Here is a 16,020-nt window from a genome sequence, read left to right as displayed (position 1 = left end):
GATCCCCACGGGTGGTTCCGCGGTGAGAAAAGACCGGCCTTCGGGCCGGTTTTTTTATGGGCGATCATCTGTCAGATGAATGGGAAGGCTGAATGTCGGAAGACTTCTGGTCATCTTGTGGGCAACGGTAACAAAATCGGCTTCAAATACCGCCCGTGAGCGGCTAGGCTCCGTCCCAACAGAAACAAGAGCTAGAGCAAGAGCCAGGCTGATGACCGACTTCTCGACTCTGCCACGACTGACCGAGGTTCCCGCCAGCACGGGGGGCAGCCGTTTCTTCCGGCCGCCGCTGCCGCATGGCCACGTCTCGCGTTCGCGCTTGTGCGAACGCATGGCGTCCGGGCTGGAGGGCCGGCTGATTCTGGTGTCTGCACCGGCGGGGTTCGGCAAGAGCTCGCTGGCCATCGAGTTCTGCCAGACACTGGAGAGCCAATGGCGCAGCCTGTGGCTGGGGCTCAGTGCCAGGGACAGCGATCCGGGGCGTTTTCTCGAACGCCTCCTCGAAGGCCTGCGCCTGCACTTTCCCACGCTGGGCGAAGAGGCGCTGGGCATCCTGAAGATGCGCCAGCGGCACCAGCCGTTCGCCTTCGAAGCCTGGCTCGACGACCTGCTCGATGAACTGGTGGACAGCCTGTCCGTCGAACGCCCGCTGCTTTTGGTGCTCGACGACTACCACCTGGCCCAGGGCGCGGTGCTCGACCGCTGCCTGCAATTCCTCCTCAACCACCAGCCGCCCGGCCTGGTGCTGCTGGTCACCAGCCGCCAGCGACCCGACTGGCACCTGGCGCGCCTGCGTCTGTCGCGGCAACTGCTGGAATTCAACGAACAGGACCTGCGCCTGACCGCCGAGGAAACCGCGCGGCTGGTTTCCGCCAACGGCGCGCAGCTGGACGACAACGCCCTGGACAATCTGGTGGAGCGCAGCGAGGGCTGGATCGCCGGCCTGCGTCTGTGGCTGCTGGCGCACGGCGACGAACTGGCGGCAAAAGCCCCCGATCTTTCGGTGCATGGCGCCGAGGAGCTGATCCGCGATTACCTGCTGGAAGAAGTGATCGACAAGCAGTCGCCGGAGGTACAGGTCTTCCTCTACCAGACCGCGCGCTTCGAACGCTTCTCCGCCGAACTCTGCGATGCCCTGCGCGATACCCACGACAGCGCGTCGATCCTTCGTCACCTGCAGCAGCACCAGGTGTTCCTGGTGCCGCTGGACGAGCAGGGCCAGTGGTTCCGCTACCACCACCTGTTCTCCGACTTGCTGCTTGCAAGGCCTCTACCCGGCTCCGGCCCTTCGGCAGCGGCGCTGCATCTGCGCGCCTGCCGCTGGTTCAGCGCCCAGGGATTGTTCGACGAGGCCGTGGAGCAGGCCCTGCGCGCCGGCCACCCGGAAGTCGCGGCGAACCTGGTGCAGAGCCTGTCCGAGGAACAATTGCTGGCCGAGCAGAACGTCGCCACGCTGCTGCGCTGGAAGATGGACCTGCCTGACAGCCTGCTGGCCAGTACGCCGCGCCTGATCGTGCTGTACAGCTGGGCCCTGGCGCTGGCCTGCCAGCTGGATGCCGCCGAGGAGTTGGCGCTGCAACTGTCACGCTTCCTGCCGGCTGCCGACCCGGACACCCAGCGCGACCTGATGGCCCAATGGCAGGCGCTGGCCGGTGTGGTCGCCCGTGGCCGCGGCGACATCGCGAGCGCCGAGCGACACTGCGGGGAAGCCCTGCAAGGACTCGGGCCGGAGCGCTTCGGCCCGCGCCTGCTGTGCCTGTCGACCCTGAGCAACCTGGCCATCGTCCGTGACGACCTGTGGCGCGCCCGCAGCCTGAACCGGGATGCCCTGGAGCTGGCGCAACGCTTCGGCAATCCGCTATTCGAGGCCATGGTGCATTACGACCGTGCCCGCGTCCTGCAGGCGCGCGGCGAGGTACTGCGCGCCGAAGAGGAAGTGCGCCTGGGGTTGGCGCGACTCTCCGGGCTGTCGGGGCAGCGCCGCTACGCCGTGCGCGGACGGCTGATGCTCTACCAGGGCTACCTGCGCAGCCTCGCGCTGCAGCCGGACGAAGCGCGCAAGTGCCTGAAGGCCGGGATCGAGGAAGCCCGCGCCTGCCGGGACATCAGCCTGGTCATCGGTTTCTGCGTGCTGGCCAGCCTGGAAGGGCGGCTGGGCAACTACACCCGCGCCTTCGCCCACCTGGCCGAGGTCGAGCGGATGATGCATGTATGGGATGTGCCGCCGGTCTACTACCTGTCGGCCATTACCCTGATCAAGTGCGAGCTCTGGCTCGGCCAGGGGCAGATCGAACTGGCCTCTGCCTGGCTGGAGCGCCTGCGCGACACCTATATCGGCGACGAACCGGCCACGCCGCCGGAGTGTTCGCCGCAATTGCCGCGCAACGTGGAAATGCTCCAGTCCCAACTGGAGCGCCGCGAAGGTCGGATGGCCGATGCGGAAGCGCGGCTGCGCGCTGTGGCCAGCGGCGCCCTGCAAGGCGGTGCGCAGTTGCAGGCGCGCTTCGCCCAGGGCCAGCTGGTCGCCTTGCTGCTGCAGGACGGTCGCGAGCGCGAGGCCTCCTTCGAGCTGGGGGAATGCCTGAATGGCCTGGCCGTGGGCCTGCTGATCCCGATGCATGAAGTGCTGCTGCAGCATCCGGAATGGCTGCGTGAGCAATTGACTGTACGGGCTTCTTCGCCGGCCATAGAGGCCCTGCGCGAATGTCTGCCGGCCCCGCCGGAACGCTGTGCGGTACTCACCGATTGCCTGAGCGGCCGCGAACTGGCGGTGCTGGAACTGATTGCCCAGGGCTGTTCCAACCAGGAGATCAGCGAGCGCCTGTTCATCTCGCTGCACACAGTCAAGAGCCACGCCCGGCACATCAACGACAAGCTCGGCGTGGAACGCCGCACTCAGGCGGTGGCGCGGGCCAAGGAGATGGGGTTGTTGCGCTAGGAGTCCTGGCTCAGGTTCGCAGAGACTGGCGTAGGAGCAACTGTGTTTTGAGCTATTCGCTGTGCTCCCCCTTCGGGCTGCACTGAAGTGCGTTCAGCGCAAGCGCTGTCCCGCGTTCGCGGGAGTGAGGGGGGAATTCGCGTTCCCCTGCGTCATCCCCGCGAACGCAGGGACCCAGAAAGCAGTGTAGGAGCGGACTCTGTCCGCGATTGGCCTGAGGCGGCTCAGCGGGTGGGAAGCGATCGCGGACGGAGTCCGCTCCTACGCAAGCCGGTCCGTGTAGGAGCGGGCCTGGCTCGCTCCTACAGGTAACTGCTCGGACAGGAGTGGCGCGTGTTGCGCCAGGCTCACATCCCCTTCTTCTTCTCCGGCTCCGCCGGCGCACTCAGGTCCAGCCCCTTGGGCACCGCCTGCCCCTTGGCCGGAGCCGCCAGCTGCTTCTGCACGTCATCCTGGATCGCCTGCAATACCGGCAGCAGATCGCGCATGTTCTCGCGCACTTCCGCATAGGCATGCTTCTGCGCCAGTTCGTCCACGCGCATCAGCAACTGCGCACGGACGTCCGCCGGCAGGTGGATGAACAGCTCGGGCATCTGCTTGGACAACTCGGCGCTGTAGAGCACCAGATCCTGGCGGTCGAACTGGGCGGTGAGGCCGAGGTAATCCAGGGCGCTGCTGGTGAGCATCGAAGCGGCGGCCTTGGCTTCCTGCATGCCTTGCAGGCGCACCGGGTTGCGCTGCTCGTTCTGCGCCAGGGTCATCCAGAATTCCACCGTCAGGTTGAACAGGATCGCCTGCTCGCGCAGCGAGTAGCTCATCAACCCCAGCGCCTCGGCGCCATAGGGCTGCTTGGCTGCGCGGAAGTTGAAGTACAGGCGCATCAGTTCCTTGAGCTTGAACAGCACCTCGCGCGCCTCGTTCTGCCGCAGCTCCAGCGGGGCATAGATGTTCAGCTGCGGACGGAAGTTCTCCTCGCTGACCATGCGCTGATAGATCGGCCCGGTGAACTCGCCGCTGCGCCGGGGCAGGCCGTTGGCCTGGGTTTCGTCGATCTTCTTCAGCGCGTCGATCAGCAACTGGTAGTCGGCGCTGGTCCAGGGGCGTTTGATGTCGGGGATCTTCTGCCCGAGGTAGTACAGGTCGGCGCTGAAGGCGGGGCGGCAGAGAACCAGCAAAAGGATGGCCAGCGGCCAGAGCAGACGGCGTGTTAGGTTCGGCACGAACGGGCTTTCCTTGCGCGGGGGAGCGGTCGGCCTAGGTTATCGGGGCCCGGGGCTGGCGTCATCCCGCGCCTTGGTTGGGTGAAGGGGGAAGGGGCGATGGAATCGGCAGCAGTCAGCGCGGTCTTCGAGGACCTGGGCGGCTTTGGCGCGGTGGCGCGTCAGGCCGGCGAGGGCGAGGGGCCGCTGGTGGGGCACCTGCAACGGGCCAATATCCAGTTGGCGAGCATCCCGGTGTTCGTCGCCAAGGGATTGGCCGATACCACGGTGAACGATCTGCTGGACGCCGCCCAGGTGTCGCGACGTACGTTCTACAAGTACTTCCAGGGCAAGCTCGACGTGCTCGAAGGCATCTACCGCACGGCGGTGCAGTTGCTGCTGATGCGCTTTCGCGAGATGCGCACCGACGCTGGCAGCACCGACGCCTGGCTGCGGGCGATGGTCGAGCGCTTCTTCGACTACCACCTGGCGGTGGGACCGATCATCCGCCTGATGCACGAGGAAGCCTTGCGCACCGATTCGCCCCTCGCCGCCCACCGCGCCGAAGCGCATCGGGAGTTGCGCGCATTGCTGGAAGAGCGTTTCCAGGGCGAAGGCGTGCAGCACGCGGTGCTCACCTACCAGGCGCTGATCTGGGCGCTGGAGTCCACCTCGCTGGAGCTGCTGGGCAAGGGCGGTGACATGCCGCTGGGGGAGGTCAAGCAGGTGATCGGTGACCTGTTGGTGACGACGCTCTGCTCACGCACTACCTAGGTTGGGCGCGCAGGCGAACGGGTTGTGGTGTGATCGGTATCCGAGAACAACAAGCACGGGAGTCACTCGTCCATGTCCGCCACCCTGTCTCTGCAACCGCCACTGGCCGAGGGCCTGGCCCGCTACGGTTTCGGCGCCCTGTCGCTGGCCGCGCTGAAGAGTCGTTACGCCGCGCCGGAAACCGGTTCGCGCTTCATCAACGTCGATGGCTTCGACATCCATTACCGTGACGAAGGCAGCCGCGACAAGCCGGTGCTGGTGATGGTCCACGGCGTGATGGCCTCGCTGCACACCTGGGACGGCTGGGTCGCCGAGCTCTCCGAACACTTCCGCATCGTTCGCCTCGACGTACCGGGTTTCGGCCTCACCGGCGGCGGCAGCGACCGCGAGTACAGCGGGGAGCGCCTGGTGAAGGTGTTCGGCATGTTCCTGGATCGGCTGGACCTCAAGCACGTCTCCATCGCCGGCAACTCCCTGGGCGGGTACATCGCCTGGAACTACGCGCTGGCCCAGCCGCACCGGGTGGAGCGGCTGATCCTGATCGACCCGGCCGGCTACTACATGCAGAAGGTCCCGCTGATGATCGCCAGTGCGGTGTTGCCGGGCGCCGGCATCCTGATGCCGATGTGGATGCCGCGCGCGCTGGTGGCCCAGGGCATCAAGGAAGTCTATGGCGATGCGCGCAAGATCAAGCCGGGAGTGATCGACCGCTACTACGACATCAGCCGCCGTCCGGGTAACCGCCGGGCGATGATCGATATCTTCCGTGTGCTGGTGAAGGCCAATCGCGAGGAATTGACCGGCACCCCGACCCGCGTGGCGGAGCTCAAGGTGCCGACGATGCTGATGTGGGGCGAACGCGACCGCTGGATTTCGCCGCGTCACGTGCCGATGTGGCAGCGCGACGTGCCGGGGATCGAGGTGAAGGTCTATCCGGGCGTGGGGCATATCCCGATGGAGGAGATTCCCCAGGAATCGGCGGCGGATGCGCTGCGCTTCCTGCATGCCTGAGCGATGAGTCGTGAAAGAAAGAGCCCGGCCAAGCGCTGGGCTTTTTCATGGGCGGTGCTTTCGTAGGAGCGGACTTCGTCCGCGATTTTTACCCGCTGGAATTCATGTCATTTGGGGATACTACGCATCGCGGATAAATCCGCTCCTACAAGGTAACTCCGTCGCAAAGCGTAGGAGCGCCCCATGGGCGCGATCGCGGGCATGGCCCGCTCCTACAGGGAGCGCTGGGGCGTCATGTAGGACGTACAACCGTTCGCGGTTGTACGCCGTTTCACCTTGCCTTGCATTGGCACCCTGGCGCTTCCGTAGGAGCGGACCTTGTCCGCGAAACCGGCCGGCAGGCCGGCGTTCCTGGAAGGCACCGCTATCGCGGTGATCGCGGAGAAGCTCCGCTCCTACGAGAGCCGAAACGACGGAGCTGACCTGTAGGAGCGCCCCATGGGTGCGATTCGCGGGCCTGGCCCGTGCTTCCGGTGAGCGCCAGAAACAACACCGCCCCGACAATGCGGGGCGGCGTTCAATACGGCAAACCTGTCAGCCGGCGTGCGCCAACGGCTGCGGATCGTACTCCCGGCGTACCTCGTGCAGCAGCTCGAGGTTGTTGTGCTGCCAGGGATGGAAGTCGTCCTTGAAGAAGTCCAGGTACTCGCGCACCAACGGGCGGAATACGCCGTGCTTGCCCCAGCTCCACTTCAACCCGTCGCGCCAGACCCGCCAGTTCCACAGCAGGCCGTCCTTGCGCAGCATGTGGGTGAGCCCGCGGAAGGTGTCGAGGACGAAGAAGAAAGTCGCCATCAGCATCGCCCGGCGCAGCAGCTTGCGGCTGCCGCAGACCTGGTTGTAGACGTCGAAGGCTACCGCCTTGTGCTCGGTCTCCTCCAGCGCGTGCCAGCGCCACAGGCGCTGCATCACCGGGTCGGCGCCCTCCATGGTGCGCGGGTCGTTGAGCAGCCCGTTGGCCATGATCGCGGTGATGTGTTCCAGCGCGGCGGTGGCCGCCAGCTGGCGCTTGGCGGGGAATTTCTTCTGGGTGTAGCGGATGCGTGCCTGGGCCAGCTTCTCGATGCGCGTGATGTCGTAACCCTGGTCGCGCAGGCGCTGGCTGTACACCAGGTGCTCGCGGCTGTGGTGGCCTTCCTGGCCGATGAAGCCACGGATCTGCTCCTTGAGCACCGGATCGGTGATGTCCTCGCGGAAGTGCCGCACCGAGTCGATGAAGAAGCGCTCGCCGTCGGGGAACAGCACCGACATCGCATCGAACAGATGGGACCTGAAGGCGTCCCCGCCATGCCAGTGACGCGGCAGCGGATCGGGCAGTTCGAAGTCCATATGCCGGGGCTTGATTTCCAGTCCCTCGGGGGTGGTGCTGGCCATGGCGGCTCCATTGTTGTGGTTGTCCATGGTCAGTACTGTGGGCTTGTAGGCAAAGCGTCACAAGGTTATTGTCTGCCAACTTTCCGGTCATATCCGGCCAGCGGTCGACACAAGAAAAACGATGAAACAACCGCTCAATTTCACCGCCGAACTGGTGCCCGTCGCCTATGCGCAGGCGCTGCTCGATCTTGCCGAGGAACTGGGCGTGCCGCGCGCGCGCCTGTTCGAACTGGCCCGCGTGCGCCCCGAGGTGCTTGAAAGCCCCAACGCGCGCCTGTCCTTCATCGACTTCAACCTGCTCGCCGGCACCGCGCTGTCGCACTGCAACGAGCCGGCCTTCGGCCTGCTGCTGGGGCAGCGGCTGAACGTCTCCACCCACGGCATCCTCGGCTACGCCGTGCTCTCCAGCGCCAACCTCGAACGCGCCATCGGCTTTGCCCTGAAGTACTACCGCGTGCTCGGCCTGGCCTACGACCTGGAGATGGTGGAGGACGACGGCGTGTCCTACCTGCGCGCCAGCGAGTCGATCCCACTCGGGCCCATGGGGCGTTTCGCCGCCGAGGGGCTGATGACCAGCCTCTACACCATCGCCCGCTTCCTGGTCGGCGAACCGCTGCAGGGCGTCAGCGTCGGTTTTGGCCATCCCGCGCCGGCCTATGCCGGGCGTTATGCCGAGGTGTTCGGCGGCGAGGTGTCGTTCGACCAGCCGTTCCATTTCATTGGCCTGCCCAGCGAATACCTGGCGCGGCCCATGGCCCTGGCCAATCCGGCCACGGTGCAGATGTGCGAGCAGCAGTGCGAGGCGCTGCTGGCTACGCTGGACGTACAGGAAGGTTTGCTCACCCGCATCCGCCGCCTGCTGCTGGCGCGCCCCGGCGAGTTCCCCGATCTCGAGACCGTGGCCGCCGAATTACACACCAGCGGCCGCAGCCTGCGTCGACATCTTTCGAACCTGGGCACCACCTACCAGGAAGTGCTCGACGACGTGCGCAAGCGCCTGGCGCTGCAGTACCTCACCACCACGCATTTGCCGCTCTACGAAATCGCCCTGCTGCTGGGGTTCAACGATCCGTCGAACTTCCGCCGCGCGTTCAGGAAATGGACCGGGAAGCTGCCCACGGACTATCGCCGGGACGATTGACCCACCGCTCGCCAGGGCAGGGCGGAATCGGCGAAAATGCCGTTCCGCCCAAGCCATCGAGTGACCCCGTGATGAGTGAGCAGCCCGCGCTGATCCGCGAAACCTTCCCCGTCGGCCCGTTGCAGTGCAACTGCACCATCATTGGCGACCCGCTGACGAAGAAGGCCATCGTCGTCGATCCGGGCGGCGACCACGAACTCATCCTGCAGCGCCTCGATGCGCTGGGGCTGAAGGTGGTCAGCATCATCCACACCCACGCGCACCTCGATCACTTCCTCGCTTCCGGGCAGATGAAGGAGAAGACCGGCGCCACCCTGCACCTGCACAAGGACGACCAGTTCCTCTGGGACAACCTGGAGATGCAGTGCCGCATGTTCGGCGTGCCCTACACCCCGGTGCCTTCCCCGGACCAGTGGCTGGCGGACGACGAGGAGCTGGCCTGCGGCTGCGGCGTGGCCCTGCACACGCCCGGTCATACACCAGGCTCCATGAGCTTCTGGTTCCCCAGGGACAAGCTGCTGATCGCCGGCGACACCCTGTTCCGCCGCAGCATCGGCCGCACCGACCTGTGGGGCGGCGACTACGACACGATCGAGCGCTCCATCCGCGAGCGCCTGTACTCGCTGGACGAGGAGGCCACCGTGGTGACCGGCCACGGTCCGGATACCTGTCTGGGTGACGAGATGCGCGAAAACCCGTTCATTCGGGCCTGATGGCGCGCCTTAAGGAAAATTGAATCTTTTCGCTGTTGTATGATCTAACCAGCGCCCAATCGGGCGATTTCGTTATCCAGGAGTCTTCCTTCATGTTCACTGCACGTAGTCTGTCCATGGTCGCGGCTGCCACCGTCCTCGCTCTCATGGCCGGTTGCGCCTCCCAGAATCCCTATGATCCCAACACCCAGGCCCCGGCCGAGGGTGGCATGAGCAAGACCGCCAAGTACGGTGCGCTGGGTGCGCTGGCCGGCGCCGTCGCCGGTGCCGCGATCAACCACGACAACCGTGGCAAGGGCGCGATGATCGGCGCCGCCGCCATCGGTGCCGCCGCCGCGGGCTATGGCTACTACGCCGACAAGCAGGAAGCCAAGCTGCGCCAGCAGATGCAGGGCACCGGCGTACAGGTCGAGCGCCAGGGCGATGACATCAAGCTGATCATGCCGGGCAACATCACCTTCGCCACCGACTCGGCGAACATCGCCCCGTCCTTCTACACCCCGCTGAATAACCTGGCCAACTCCTTCAAGGAGTTCAACCAGAACAGCATCGAGATCGTCGGCTACACCGACAGCACCGGCAGCCGCCAGCACAACATGGACCTGTCCCAGCGCCGTGCGCAGTCGGTCGCCGGTTATCTGACCTCCCAGGGTGTCGACGCGTCCCGTGTGAGCACCCGTGGCATGGGCCCGGACCAGCCGATCGCGTCCAACGCCGACGCCAACGGCCGCGCGCAGAACCGCCGCGTGGAAGTGAACCTGAAGGCCCTGCCGAACGCACAGACCCAGCAGTACCAGCAGTAAGCACCGCCCATGAAAAAGCCCGCCGATTGGCGGGCTTTTTCGTTGCTGCAGACATCGGGGCGGAGCGGGCCATGCCCGCGATCGCGCGCATGGCGCGCTCCTACAGGGTGATCCGGCGTCAGGCCTTGGCCGCCGGGAACTCCCGATGCAACTGCGCCAGCAACTGGTCCTTGCGCTCCCACAGCTGGTTCACCCACAACTGGAACTCGGCGCGGTAGCCCTCGTCCTGGTCGTAGCTCTTGCCGACGAACTGGCGCGGGATCTCCAGCTCCTCGAAACGCACCACCACTTCGCGCAGCTTGCCCGACAGCAGGCACCAGAAGGTCGGGCGGCCGTCGGGGTAGTGGATGGTGACGTTCACCAGGGTGCGCAGCTGTTCGCCCATGGCGTCGAGGACGAAGGCGATGCCGCCGGCCTTGGGCTTGAGCAGGTGCTGGAAGGGTGAGGCCTGCTCGTCGTGCTTGGCCGGGGTGAAGCGGGTGCCTTCGAGGAAGTTGAAGATCGACACCGGAATGCGGCTGAACTTGGCGCAGGCCTTGCGGGTGGTTTCCAGGTCCTTGCCTTTCTTCTCCGGATGCTTGGCCAGGTAGGCCTTGGTGTAGCGCTTCATGAAGGGGAAATCGAGCGCCCACCAGCACAGGCCGATGATCGGAACCCAGATCAGCTCCTGCTTGAGGAAGAAGCGCAGCAGCGGCACCCGGCGGTTGAGCTGGTACTGCAGGACGAGGATGTCGACCCAGCTCTGGTGGTTGCTGGTGACCAGGTAGGAGTGCTCGTACTCCAGGCCTTCCAGGCCCTTCACGTTCCAGCGGGTGTCGCGGACCAGGTTCATCCAGCCCTTGTTGCAGCCGATCCAGCCTTCGGCGATCAGGCTCATGATCTTGCTGCAGACGCGTTGCGCCGCGGCGAATGGCAAGAGGATCTTCACCAGGGTCATGCTGAACAGCAGGGTTGCCCAGCACAACGTGCTGACGAACAGGATCAGGCTGGCGAGGATGCCGCGCAGGGTGGCGGGGAGGAAACTCAACATCGAGGAATGGTCCTTGTACGTGGGCGCCCGGTCCACCGGGCGCGTGAAGCGTTCTCGGGCACATCCTCGTGCCGGGTTGTCAGCCGTCCCTGCCGCTGTCGGCCTGGATCGCGGTCAACGCGATGGTGTAGACGATGTCGTCCACCAGCGCGCCGCGCGAAAGGTCGTTCACCGGTTTGCGCAGGCCCTGCAGCATCGGTCCGATGCTGACGCAGTCGGCGCTGCGCTGGACGGCCTTGTAGGTGGTGTTCCCGGTGTTCAGGTCGGGGAACACGAACACGTTGGCGCGTCCGGCCACTGCGCTGTCGGGCGCCTTCTGGCGGCCGACGCTGGCGATGGCGGCGGCATCATACTGCAAGGGGCCATCAATCAACAGATCGGGGCGTTTTTCCCGCGCGATGCGTGTGGCTTCGCGTACTTTGTCGACATCTGCACCCGTTCCCGAGTCGCCGGTGGAGTAGCTGATCATCGCCACCCGCGGAGTGATGCCGAAGGCCTGCGCGGAGTCGGCACTTTGCAGGGCGATCTCCGCCAGGTCACTGGCCGAAGGATCGGGATTCACCGCACAGTCGCCATAGACCACCACCTGGTCGGGCAGCAGCATGAAGAACACCGAGGACACCAGGTTGTAGCCGGGCGCGGTCTTGATCAGCTGCAGCGCCGGGCGGATGGTGTTGGCGGTGGTGTGGATGGCGCCGGAGACCAGGCCGTCCACTTCGTCCAGGGCGAGCATCATGGTGCCCAGCACCGTGTTGTCTTCCAGTTGCTGCTCGGCCATCGGCGCGTTCAGGCTCTTGCCCTTGCGCAGTTCGACCATGGGTTCGACGTAGCGGCTGCGCACCAGGTCCGGGTCGATGATCTCCAGGTCCTCGGGCAGCACGATGCCCAGCATCTGCGCCACGGCGTGCACGTCGTCGGGCTTGGCCAGCAGCACGCAGCGGGCGATGCCGCGGGCGTGGCAGATCGAGGCCGCCTGCACGGTGCGCGGCTCGCTGCCCTCGGGCAGGACGATGCGCTTGCCGGCGCGGTTGGCGCGCTGGGTCAGCTGGTAGCGGAACACCGGCGGCGACAGGCGCAATTCGTGGGGCGCGCCGCAGCGGTCCTTCAGCCATTCGAAGTCGATATGGCCGGCGACGAACTCGGTGACGCGCTCGGCGCGCTCGCGGTCGTCCACCGGGATTTCCTTGTTCATCCGGGTCAGGTCGCCGGCGGTGTCGAAGGAGCCGGTCTTCACCGTCAGCACCGGCAGGCCGCTTTGCAGGGCACTGCGGCACAGCTCCATGATCCGTGCGTCCGGGGTCAGGCCCGAGCACAGCAGCAGGCCGGCCAGCGGCACGCCGTTCATGGCCGCAAGGCACGCCGCGAGGATGATGTCGTCGCGGTCGCCCGGCACCACCACCAGCACGCCGGGCTTGAGCAGGTGCACGGTGTTCGGCGCCGAGGGCGCGCAGAGGATGATTTTCTGCACGCGGCGTTGTTCGTAGTCGCCGGCGTTGAGCACGCTGGCGTCCAGCAGGTCGGCCACGTCGCGGGTGCGCGGGGCGTTCATCTCGTCCTGCCAGGGAATGCAGCCGAGCAGGCGCACGTCGCCTTCGCGCAGCAGCGGCGAGTGCTCCTTCAGGCGCTCGCCGAACAGCCGCGCGGCAGCCTCGGCGTCACGCGGTGCGTCGTCGCTTTCGCCGCCGCGCACCTTGTTCACGATCAGGCCGAGCAGGTGCGGGTCGCGCGGGCCGCCGAACAGCTGGGCGAGGATCTCGATGCGGTCGGAGAGCTCCTTCACCGTCTCGTTGTCCGGCGCGGAGACCAGGATCACCTCGGCGTCGACGCTGCGCGCCAGGTGCCCGTTGATGCGCGCGGCATAGCTGGCGTGCTTGGTCGGCACCATGCCCTCGACGATCATCACGTCCTTGCCTTCCGCCGCCTGGTTGAACATCCCGACGATGTCTTCCAGCAGCTCGTCGAGCATGCCGTCGCCGAGCATGCGCTCGACCTTGGCCAGGGACAGCGGGACAGGGGCTTCCAGGCCGTGGGTGCGGGCGACCAGCTCGCTGGAGCGCTCCGGACCGTCGTCGCCGGCGTGGGGCTGGGCGATGGGCTTGAAGAAGCCGACTTTCAGGCCAGCGCGTTGCAGGGCGCGGATCAGCCCCAGGCTGGTAGACGTCAGGCCGACACCGAAACCGGTCGGCGCGAGGAAGAAGGTGTGCATCCGGGCTCCTTAAGCCGTGCGGGGGAGGGCGCTGCCCTTGTGGGGCAACGCCTTTGAACAGTATTTCGAATCTTCAGTCGAGGACCGCCAGGGTGTCGAGTGCGATCTGCCGTTCCTCGTTGGTAGGGATCACCAGCACGCGGGGGTGGCCGGGCAGGTGGATCGGTCCGCCGACACCGCCTACACAGCGGGCGTTGGCTTCGCCATCGAGTTCGAGGTTGAGCACGTGCAGGTGCTTGACCGTCAGGTTGCGCACCAGCGCCGAGTTCTCGCCGATACCGCCGGTGAAGATGATGCCGTCCAGGCGCGGCAGCGCACAGGTCAGCGAGGCCAGCGACTTGGCCAGTCGGTAACAGAATACTTCGATGGCCAGCGCCGCGCCGGCGTGGCCTTGCTCGCGGGCGTGCTCCAGGGTGCGCATGTCGTTGGACAGCCCCGACAGGCCGAGCAGGCCGCTGTCGTGGTTGAGCATGTGGTCGATCTTCTCCAGGCTCCAGCCCAGGGTGCGCGCCAGGTGGCTGTGCAGGTTCGGGTCGACGTCGCCGGAGCGGGTGCCCATCATCAGGCCCTCCAGCGGGGTCAGGCCCATGCTGGTGTCGCGGCTCTGGCCGTTGGCGATGGCGCAGGTGGAGCTGCCGTTGCCCAGGTGCGCCGACAGCCAGTTGCTGTCGCCCACCGCCAGCCCGCTCATCTCGGCCGCCTTGTGGCTGACGTAGCGGTGGCTGGTGCCGTGGAAGCCGTAGCGGCGCACGTGCTGCTCGCGGTACAGCGGCTCGGGGATGGCGTAGCGGTAGGCGCGCTCGGGCAGGCTCTGGTGGAAGGCGGTGTCGAACACGGCGATGTGCGGCAGGTCCGGGTAGAGCGCCATGGCGGCGTCGATGCCGAGCAGGTTGGCCGGGTTGTGCAGCGGCGCCAGGGGCGAGGTCTCGCGGATCGCACCGAGCACCTCATCCGTCAGGCGCGAGGCCTGGGTGAAGCGTTCGCCGCCGTGCACCACGCGATGGCCGATGGCGTGCAGCTCGCCCTGGGCGGCCTCGTTCACCAGCGGCAGGAGGCGGGCGAGGGCGGTCTTGTGGTCGCCGCCGGGCAGTTCCAGGGTCTGCGGTTGCGCATCGCCTTCGCCTTGCCAGCGCAGGCTGGCGCCGTTGGCACCGAGGCGTTCGGCCAGGCCGTGGAGGATGAAGTCGTCGCGCCCCTCTCGAACCAGGGCGAATTTGATCGAAGAACTGCCGCAGTTGATCACCAGGATGTTGCGTGCCGGCATGCCTACTCCTTGTCGCTGTTCTGTTCCTTGGCGCACCAGCCGCAGGGGAAGAGCCGGCCGATCTGCGCTTGACGTTGCTGCGGGTCCAGCACCCAGGGCCGGGATTGCCAGGGCGGCTGGTGCCGCAGGTGCTGGGTGTGTCCGCAGGACAAGACTGCCACCCAGTACCCGTCTTCATCCTGATGAAAGTCAAGCAGGCGCGGGGCGTCCGCGTTGTCCCGTCCGTCCGTCTTCGGGTCGCATTCGGGGGCGTCGCAGCGTAAACTTGCGCGCTCAACTTCTATATCAGATAGGTTTCGAACCATGCAGATCGCGGCCAACAAGGCGGTTTCCATCGACTATACCCTGACCAACGACGCAGGTGAGGTCATCGACAGCTCCGCCGGCGGCGCTCCGCTGGTCTACCTGCACGGTGCCCACAACATCATCGCCGGCCTGGAAAAGGCCCTGGAAGGCAAGCAGGTTGGCGACGAGCTGGACGTCACCATCGAGCCGGCCGACGCCTATGGCGAGTACAGCGCCGAACTGGTCGCCACCCTGACCCGTGAAATGTTCGAAGGCGTGGACGAGCTGGAAGTCGGCATGCAGTTCCACGCGTCGGCTCCGGACGGTGGCATGCAGATCGTCACCATCCGCGACATCGACGGCGACGACGTGATCGTCGACGGCAACCACCCGCTGGCCGGCCAGCGCCTGAACTTCAAGGTGAAGGTGGTCAACGTGCGTGACGCTTCCGCCGAAGAAGTCGCCCACGGCCACATCCATGGCGAAGGTGGTCACCACCACTGATCGCTTCCGCCGGTCGCACGCTGACCGGTGAAGCCATCATTGAGCTGCTACGCTCAATCTGAGGAAGGCGCCTTCGGGCGCCTTTCTCATGCAACCTGATCTACTGCAACAAGGCCAGGGCATTTTTCCCGCATCGATTGGGAATGCGCAGAAGACGGACGCGCTGTCCGCCCTGCTGCGCGGGCACGTTGTGCCTACTTCTTCAAGGAGCAAGCAATGAGCGCTGTTCACGGTCTGACGCTGCAAGGGCTCGACGGCCAGGATCTGCCGCTGGCCCCGCTCAAGGGCAAGGTCGTGCTGGTGGTCAACGTCGCCTCGAAATGTGGCCTGACCCCGCAGTACACCGGTCTGGAGAAGCTCTACCAGCAATACAAGGATCAGGGTTTCGTGGTGCTCGGCCTGCCGTGCAACCAGTTCGCCGGGCAGGAGCCGGGCAACGAAGCCGAGATCCAGTCGTTCTGTTCGCTGAACTACGGGGTCAGTTTCCCGATGTCCTCCAAGCTGGATGTCAACGGCTCGGAACGCCACCCGTTGTACCGGCTGCTGGCGGGCGAGGGGGCCGAGTTCCCCGGTGACATCACCTGGAACTTCGAAAAGTTCCTGCTCGCCCCGGACGGTCGCGTGCTGGCGCGCTTCAGCCCACGTACCGCGCCGGAAGACCCCGCACTGGTGCACGCCATCGAGAAGGCGCTGGGCGCCTGATCCTCCGGCGGGAGAGGGCGCTTGCGCCAATCCCGCCGGCATTTCTCCCCTGCGTATTGTTCCGGACTCAGCGCGA

14 protein-coding genes are annotated in these 16,020 nt (G+C 66.0%); 8 read left to right on the top strand and 6 right to left on the bottom strand.

Features of this window, described 5'->3' with window-relative positions:
• Window positions 1–211: 211 nt before the first annotated feature.
• A complete protein-coding gene (locus ACQ5BL_RS11300; RefSeq protein WP_430293125.1) occupies window positions 212–2,938 on the top strand; it encodes a LuxR C-terminal-related transcriptional regulator in 2,727 nt (908 codons plus the stop codon).
• Between the two features lie 347 nt (window positions 2,939–3,285).
• On the opposite strand, the gene ACQ5BL_RS11295 is transcribed toward ACQ5BL_RS11300, so the two are convergent.
• Window positions 3,286–4,158 carry a hypothetical protein gene (locus ACQ5BL_RS11295; protein WP_243806445.1) on the bottom strand — a complete coding sequence of 291 codons (873 nt, stop codon included), beginning with the start codon at window positions 4,156–4,158 and terminating at the stop codon, window positions 3,286–3,288.
• 99 nt (window positions 4,159–4,257) lie between these two features.
• Between ACQ5BL_RS11295 and ACQ5BL_RS11290 the strand changes: the two genes are divergently transcribed.
• Both ACQ5BL_RS11290 and ACQ5BL_RS11285 read left to right on the top strand, forming a co-directional pair.
• The gene (locus tag ACQ5BL_RS11290) at window positions 4,258–4,911 is read left to right on the top strand and encodes a TetR/AcrR family transcriptional regulator (RefSeq protein ID WP_243806443.1); all 654 of its coding nucleotides are present in this window, start codon (window positions 4,258–4,260) and stop codon (window positions 4,909–4,911) included.
• A gap of 72 nt (window positions 4,912–4,983) precedes the next feature.
• A complete protein-coding gene (locus ACQ5BL_RS11285) occupies window positions 4,984–5,922 on the top strand; it encodes an alpha/beta fold hydrolase (protein ID WP_243806441.1) in 939 nt (312 codons plus the stop codon).
• Window positions 5,923–6,456: 534 nt separating this feature from the next.
• Here ACQ5BL_RS11285 and ACQ5BL_RS11280 read toward each other — a convergent pair.
• Window positions 6,457–7,296, bottom strand: coding sequence for a metal-dependent hydrolase (locus ACQ5BL_RS11280; RefSeq protein WP_243806439.1), 840 nt, complete (start codon window positions 7,294–7,296; stop codon window positions 6,457–6,459).
• A gap of 121 nt (window positions 7,297–7,417) precedes the next feature.
• Between ACQ5BL_RS11280 and ACQ5BL_RS11275 the strand changes: the two genes are divergently transcribed.
• From ACQ5BL_RS11275 to ACQ5BL_RS11265, 3 genes are all read left to right on the top strand, one after another.
• Window positions 7,418–8,437, top strand: a complete 1,020-nt coding sequence (locus tag ACQ5BL_RS11275; protein WP_243806437.1) for an AraC family transcriptional regulator — start codon at window positions 7,418–7,420, stop codon at window positions 8,435–8,437.
• Between the two features lie 71 nt (window positions 8,438–8,508).
• On the top strand, window positions 8,509–9,150 hold the full coding sequence (locus tag ACQ5BL_RS11270; RefSeq protein WP_243806434.1) for an MBL fold metallo-hydrolase: 642 nt from the start codon (window positions 8,509–8,511) through the stop codon (window positions 9,148–9,150).
• A 92-nt stretch (window positions 9,151–9,242) separates the two neighbouring features.
• Window positions 9,243–9,953, top strand: a complete 711-nt coding sequence (locus ACQ5BL_RS11265; RefSeq protein WP_243806432.1) for an OmpA family protein — start codon at window positions 9,243–9,245, stop codon at window positions 9,951–9,953.
• A gap of 118 nt (window positions 9,954–10,071) precedes the next feature.
• Here the strand turns inward: ACQ5BL_RS11265 and ACQ5BL_RS11260 are convergent, their stop codons facing one another.
• The 4 genes from ACQ5BL_RS11260 to ACQ5BL_RS11245 all read right to left on the bottom strand — a co-directional run bounded on the left by ACQ5BL_RS11260 (window position 10,072) and on the right by ACQ5BL_RS11245 (window position 14,788).
• A complete protein-coding gene (locus ACQ5BL_RS11260) occupies window positions 10,072–10,983 on the bottom strand; it encodes an acyltransferase (RefSeq protein ID WP_243806430.1) in 912 nt (303 codons plus the stop codon).
• Between the two features lie 79 nt (window positions 10,984–11,062).
• Window positions 11,063–13,189, bottom strand: coding sequence for a phosphate acetyltransferase (gene pta, locus ACQ5BL_RS11255; protein WP_243806428.1), 2,127 nt, complete (start codon window positions 13,187–13,189; stop codon window positions 11,063–11,065).
• A 73-nt stretch (window positions 13,190–13,262) separates the two neighbouring features.
• A complete protein-coding gene (locus ACQ5BL_RS11250) occupies window positions 13,263–14,453 on the bottom strand; it encodes an acetate kinase (protein WP_243806426.1) in 1,191 nt (396 codons plus the stop codon).
• A 2-nt stretch (window positions 14,454–14,455) separates the two neighbouring features.
• Window positions 14,456–14,788 (bottom strand): DUF3565 domain-containing protein, encoded by a 333-nt coding sequence (locus tag ACQ5BL_RS11245; protein ID WP_243806424.1) that lies wholly within the window; start codon window positions 14,786–14,788, stop codon window positions 14,456–14,458.
• Here ACQ5BL_RS11245 and ACQ5BL_RS11240 point away from each other — a divergent pair.
• Window positions 14,757–15,242, top strand: a complete 486-nt coding sequence (locus ACQ5BL_RS11240) for an FKBP-type peptidyl-prolyl cis-trans isomerase (protein ID WP_243806422.1) — start codon at window positions 14,757–14,759, stop codon at window positions 15,240–15,242. The two genes, ACQ5BL_RS11245 and ACQ5BL_RS11240, sit on opposite strands and share 32 nt — an antisense overlap.
• 216 nt (window positions 15,243–15,458) lie before the next feature.
• A complete protein-coding gene (locus tag ACQ5BL_RS11235; protein WP_243806420.1) occupies window positions 15,459–15,944 on the top strand; it encodes a glutathione peroxidase in 486 nt (161 codons plus the stop codon).
• The last annotated feature ends 76 nt before the right edge of the window (window positions 15,945–16,020 follow it).

The sequence above is a fragment of the Pseudomonas sp. B1-22 genome (genome assembly GCF_050474425.1).
Classification (GTDB): domain Bacteria; phylum Pseudomonadota; class Gammaproteobacteria; order Pseudomonadales; family Pseudomonadaceae; genus Pseudomonas.
This window is presented reverse-complemented; position numbering and strand designations above follow the sequence as displayed.

Coding starts and splice junctions, on each gene's coding strand:
- ACQ5BL_RS11270 (WP_243806434.1), top strand. CDS start 8,509: ATGAGTGAGCAGCCCGCGCTGATCCGCGAAACCTTCCCCGTCGGCCCG.
- ACQ5BL_RS11290 (WP_243806443.1), top strand. CDS start 4,258: ATGGAATCGGCAGCAGTCAGCGCGGTCTTCGAGGACCTGGGCGGCTTT.
- ACQ5BL_RS11240 (WP_243806422.1), top strand. CDS start 14,757: ATGCAGATCGCGGCCAACAAGGCGGTTTCCATCGACTATACCCTGACC.
- ACQ5BL_RS11285 (WP_243806441.1), top strand. CDS start 4,984: ATGTCCGCCACCCTGTCTCTGCAACCGCCACTGGCCGAGGGCCTGGCC.
- ACQ5BL_RS11300 (WP_430293125.1), top strand. CDS start 212: ATGACCGACTTCTCGACTCTGCCACGACTGACCGAGGTTCCCGCCAGC.
- ACQ5BL_RS11235 (WP_243806420.1), top strand. CDS start 15,459: ATGAGCGCTGTTCACGGTCTGACGCTGCAAGGGCTCGACGGCCAGGAT.
- ACQ5BL_RS11280 (WP_243806439.1), bottom strand. CDS start 7,296: ATGGCCAGCACCACCCCCGAGGGACTGGAAATCAAGCCCCGGCATATG.
- pta (WP_243806428.1), bottom strand. CDS start 13,189: ATGCACACCTTCTTCCTCGCGCCGACCGGTTTCGGTGTCGGCCTGACG.
- ACQ5BL_RS11260 (WP_243806430.1), bottom strand. CDS start 10,983: ATGTTGAGTTTCCTCCCCGCCACCCTGCGCGGCATCCTCGCCAGCCTG.
- ACQ5BL_RS11265 (WP_243806432.1), top strand. CDS start 9,243: ATGTTCACTGCACGTAGTCTGTCCATGGTCGCGGCTGCCACCGTCCTC.
- ACQ5BL_RS11275 (WP_243806437.1), top strand. CDS start 7,418: ATGAAACAACCGCTCAATTTCACCGCCGAACTGGTGCCCGTCGCCTAT.
- ACQ5BL_RS11250 (WP_243806426.1), bottom strand. CDS start 14,453: ATGCCGGCACGCAACATCCTGGTGATCAACTGCGGCAGTTCTTCGATC.
- ACQ5BL_RS11245 (WP_243806424.1), bottom strand. CDS start 14,788: ATGGAAACCGCCTTGTTGGCCGCGATCTGCATGGTTCGAAACCTATCT.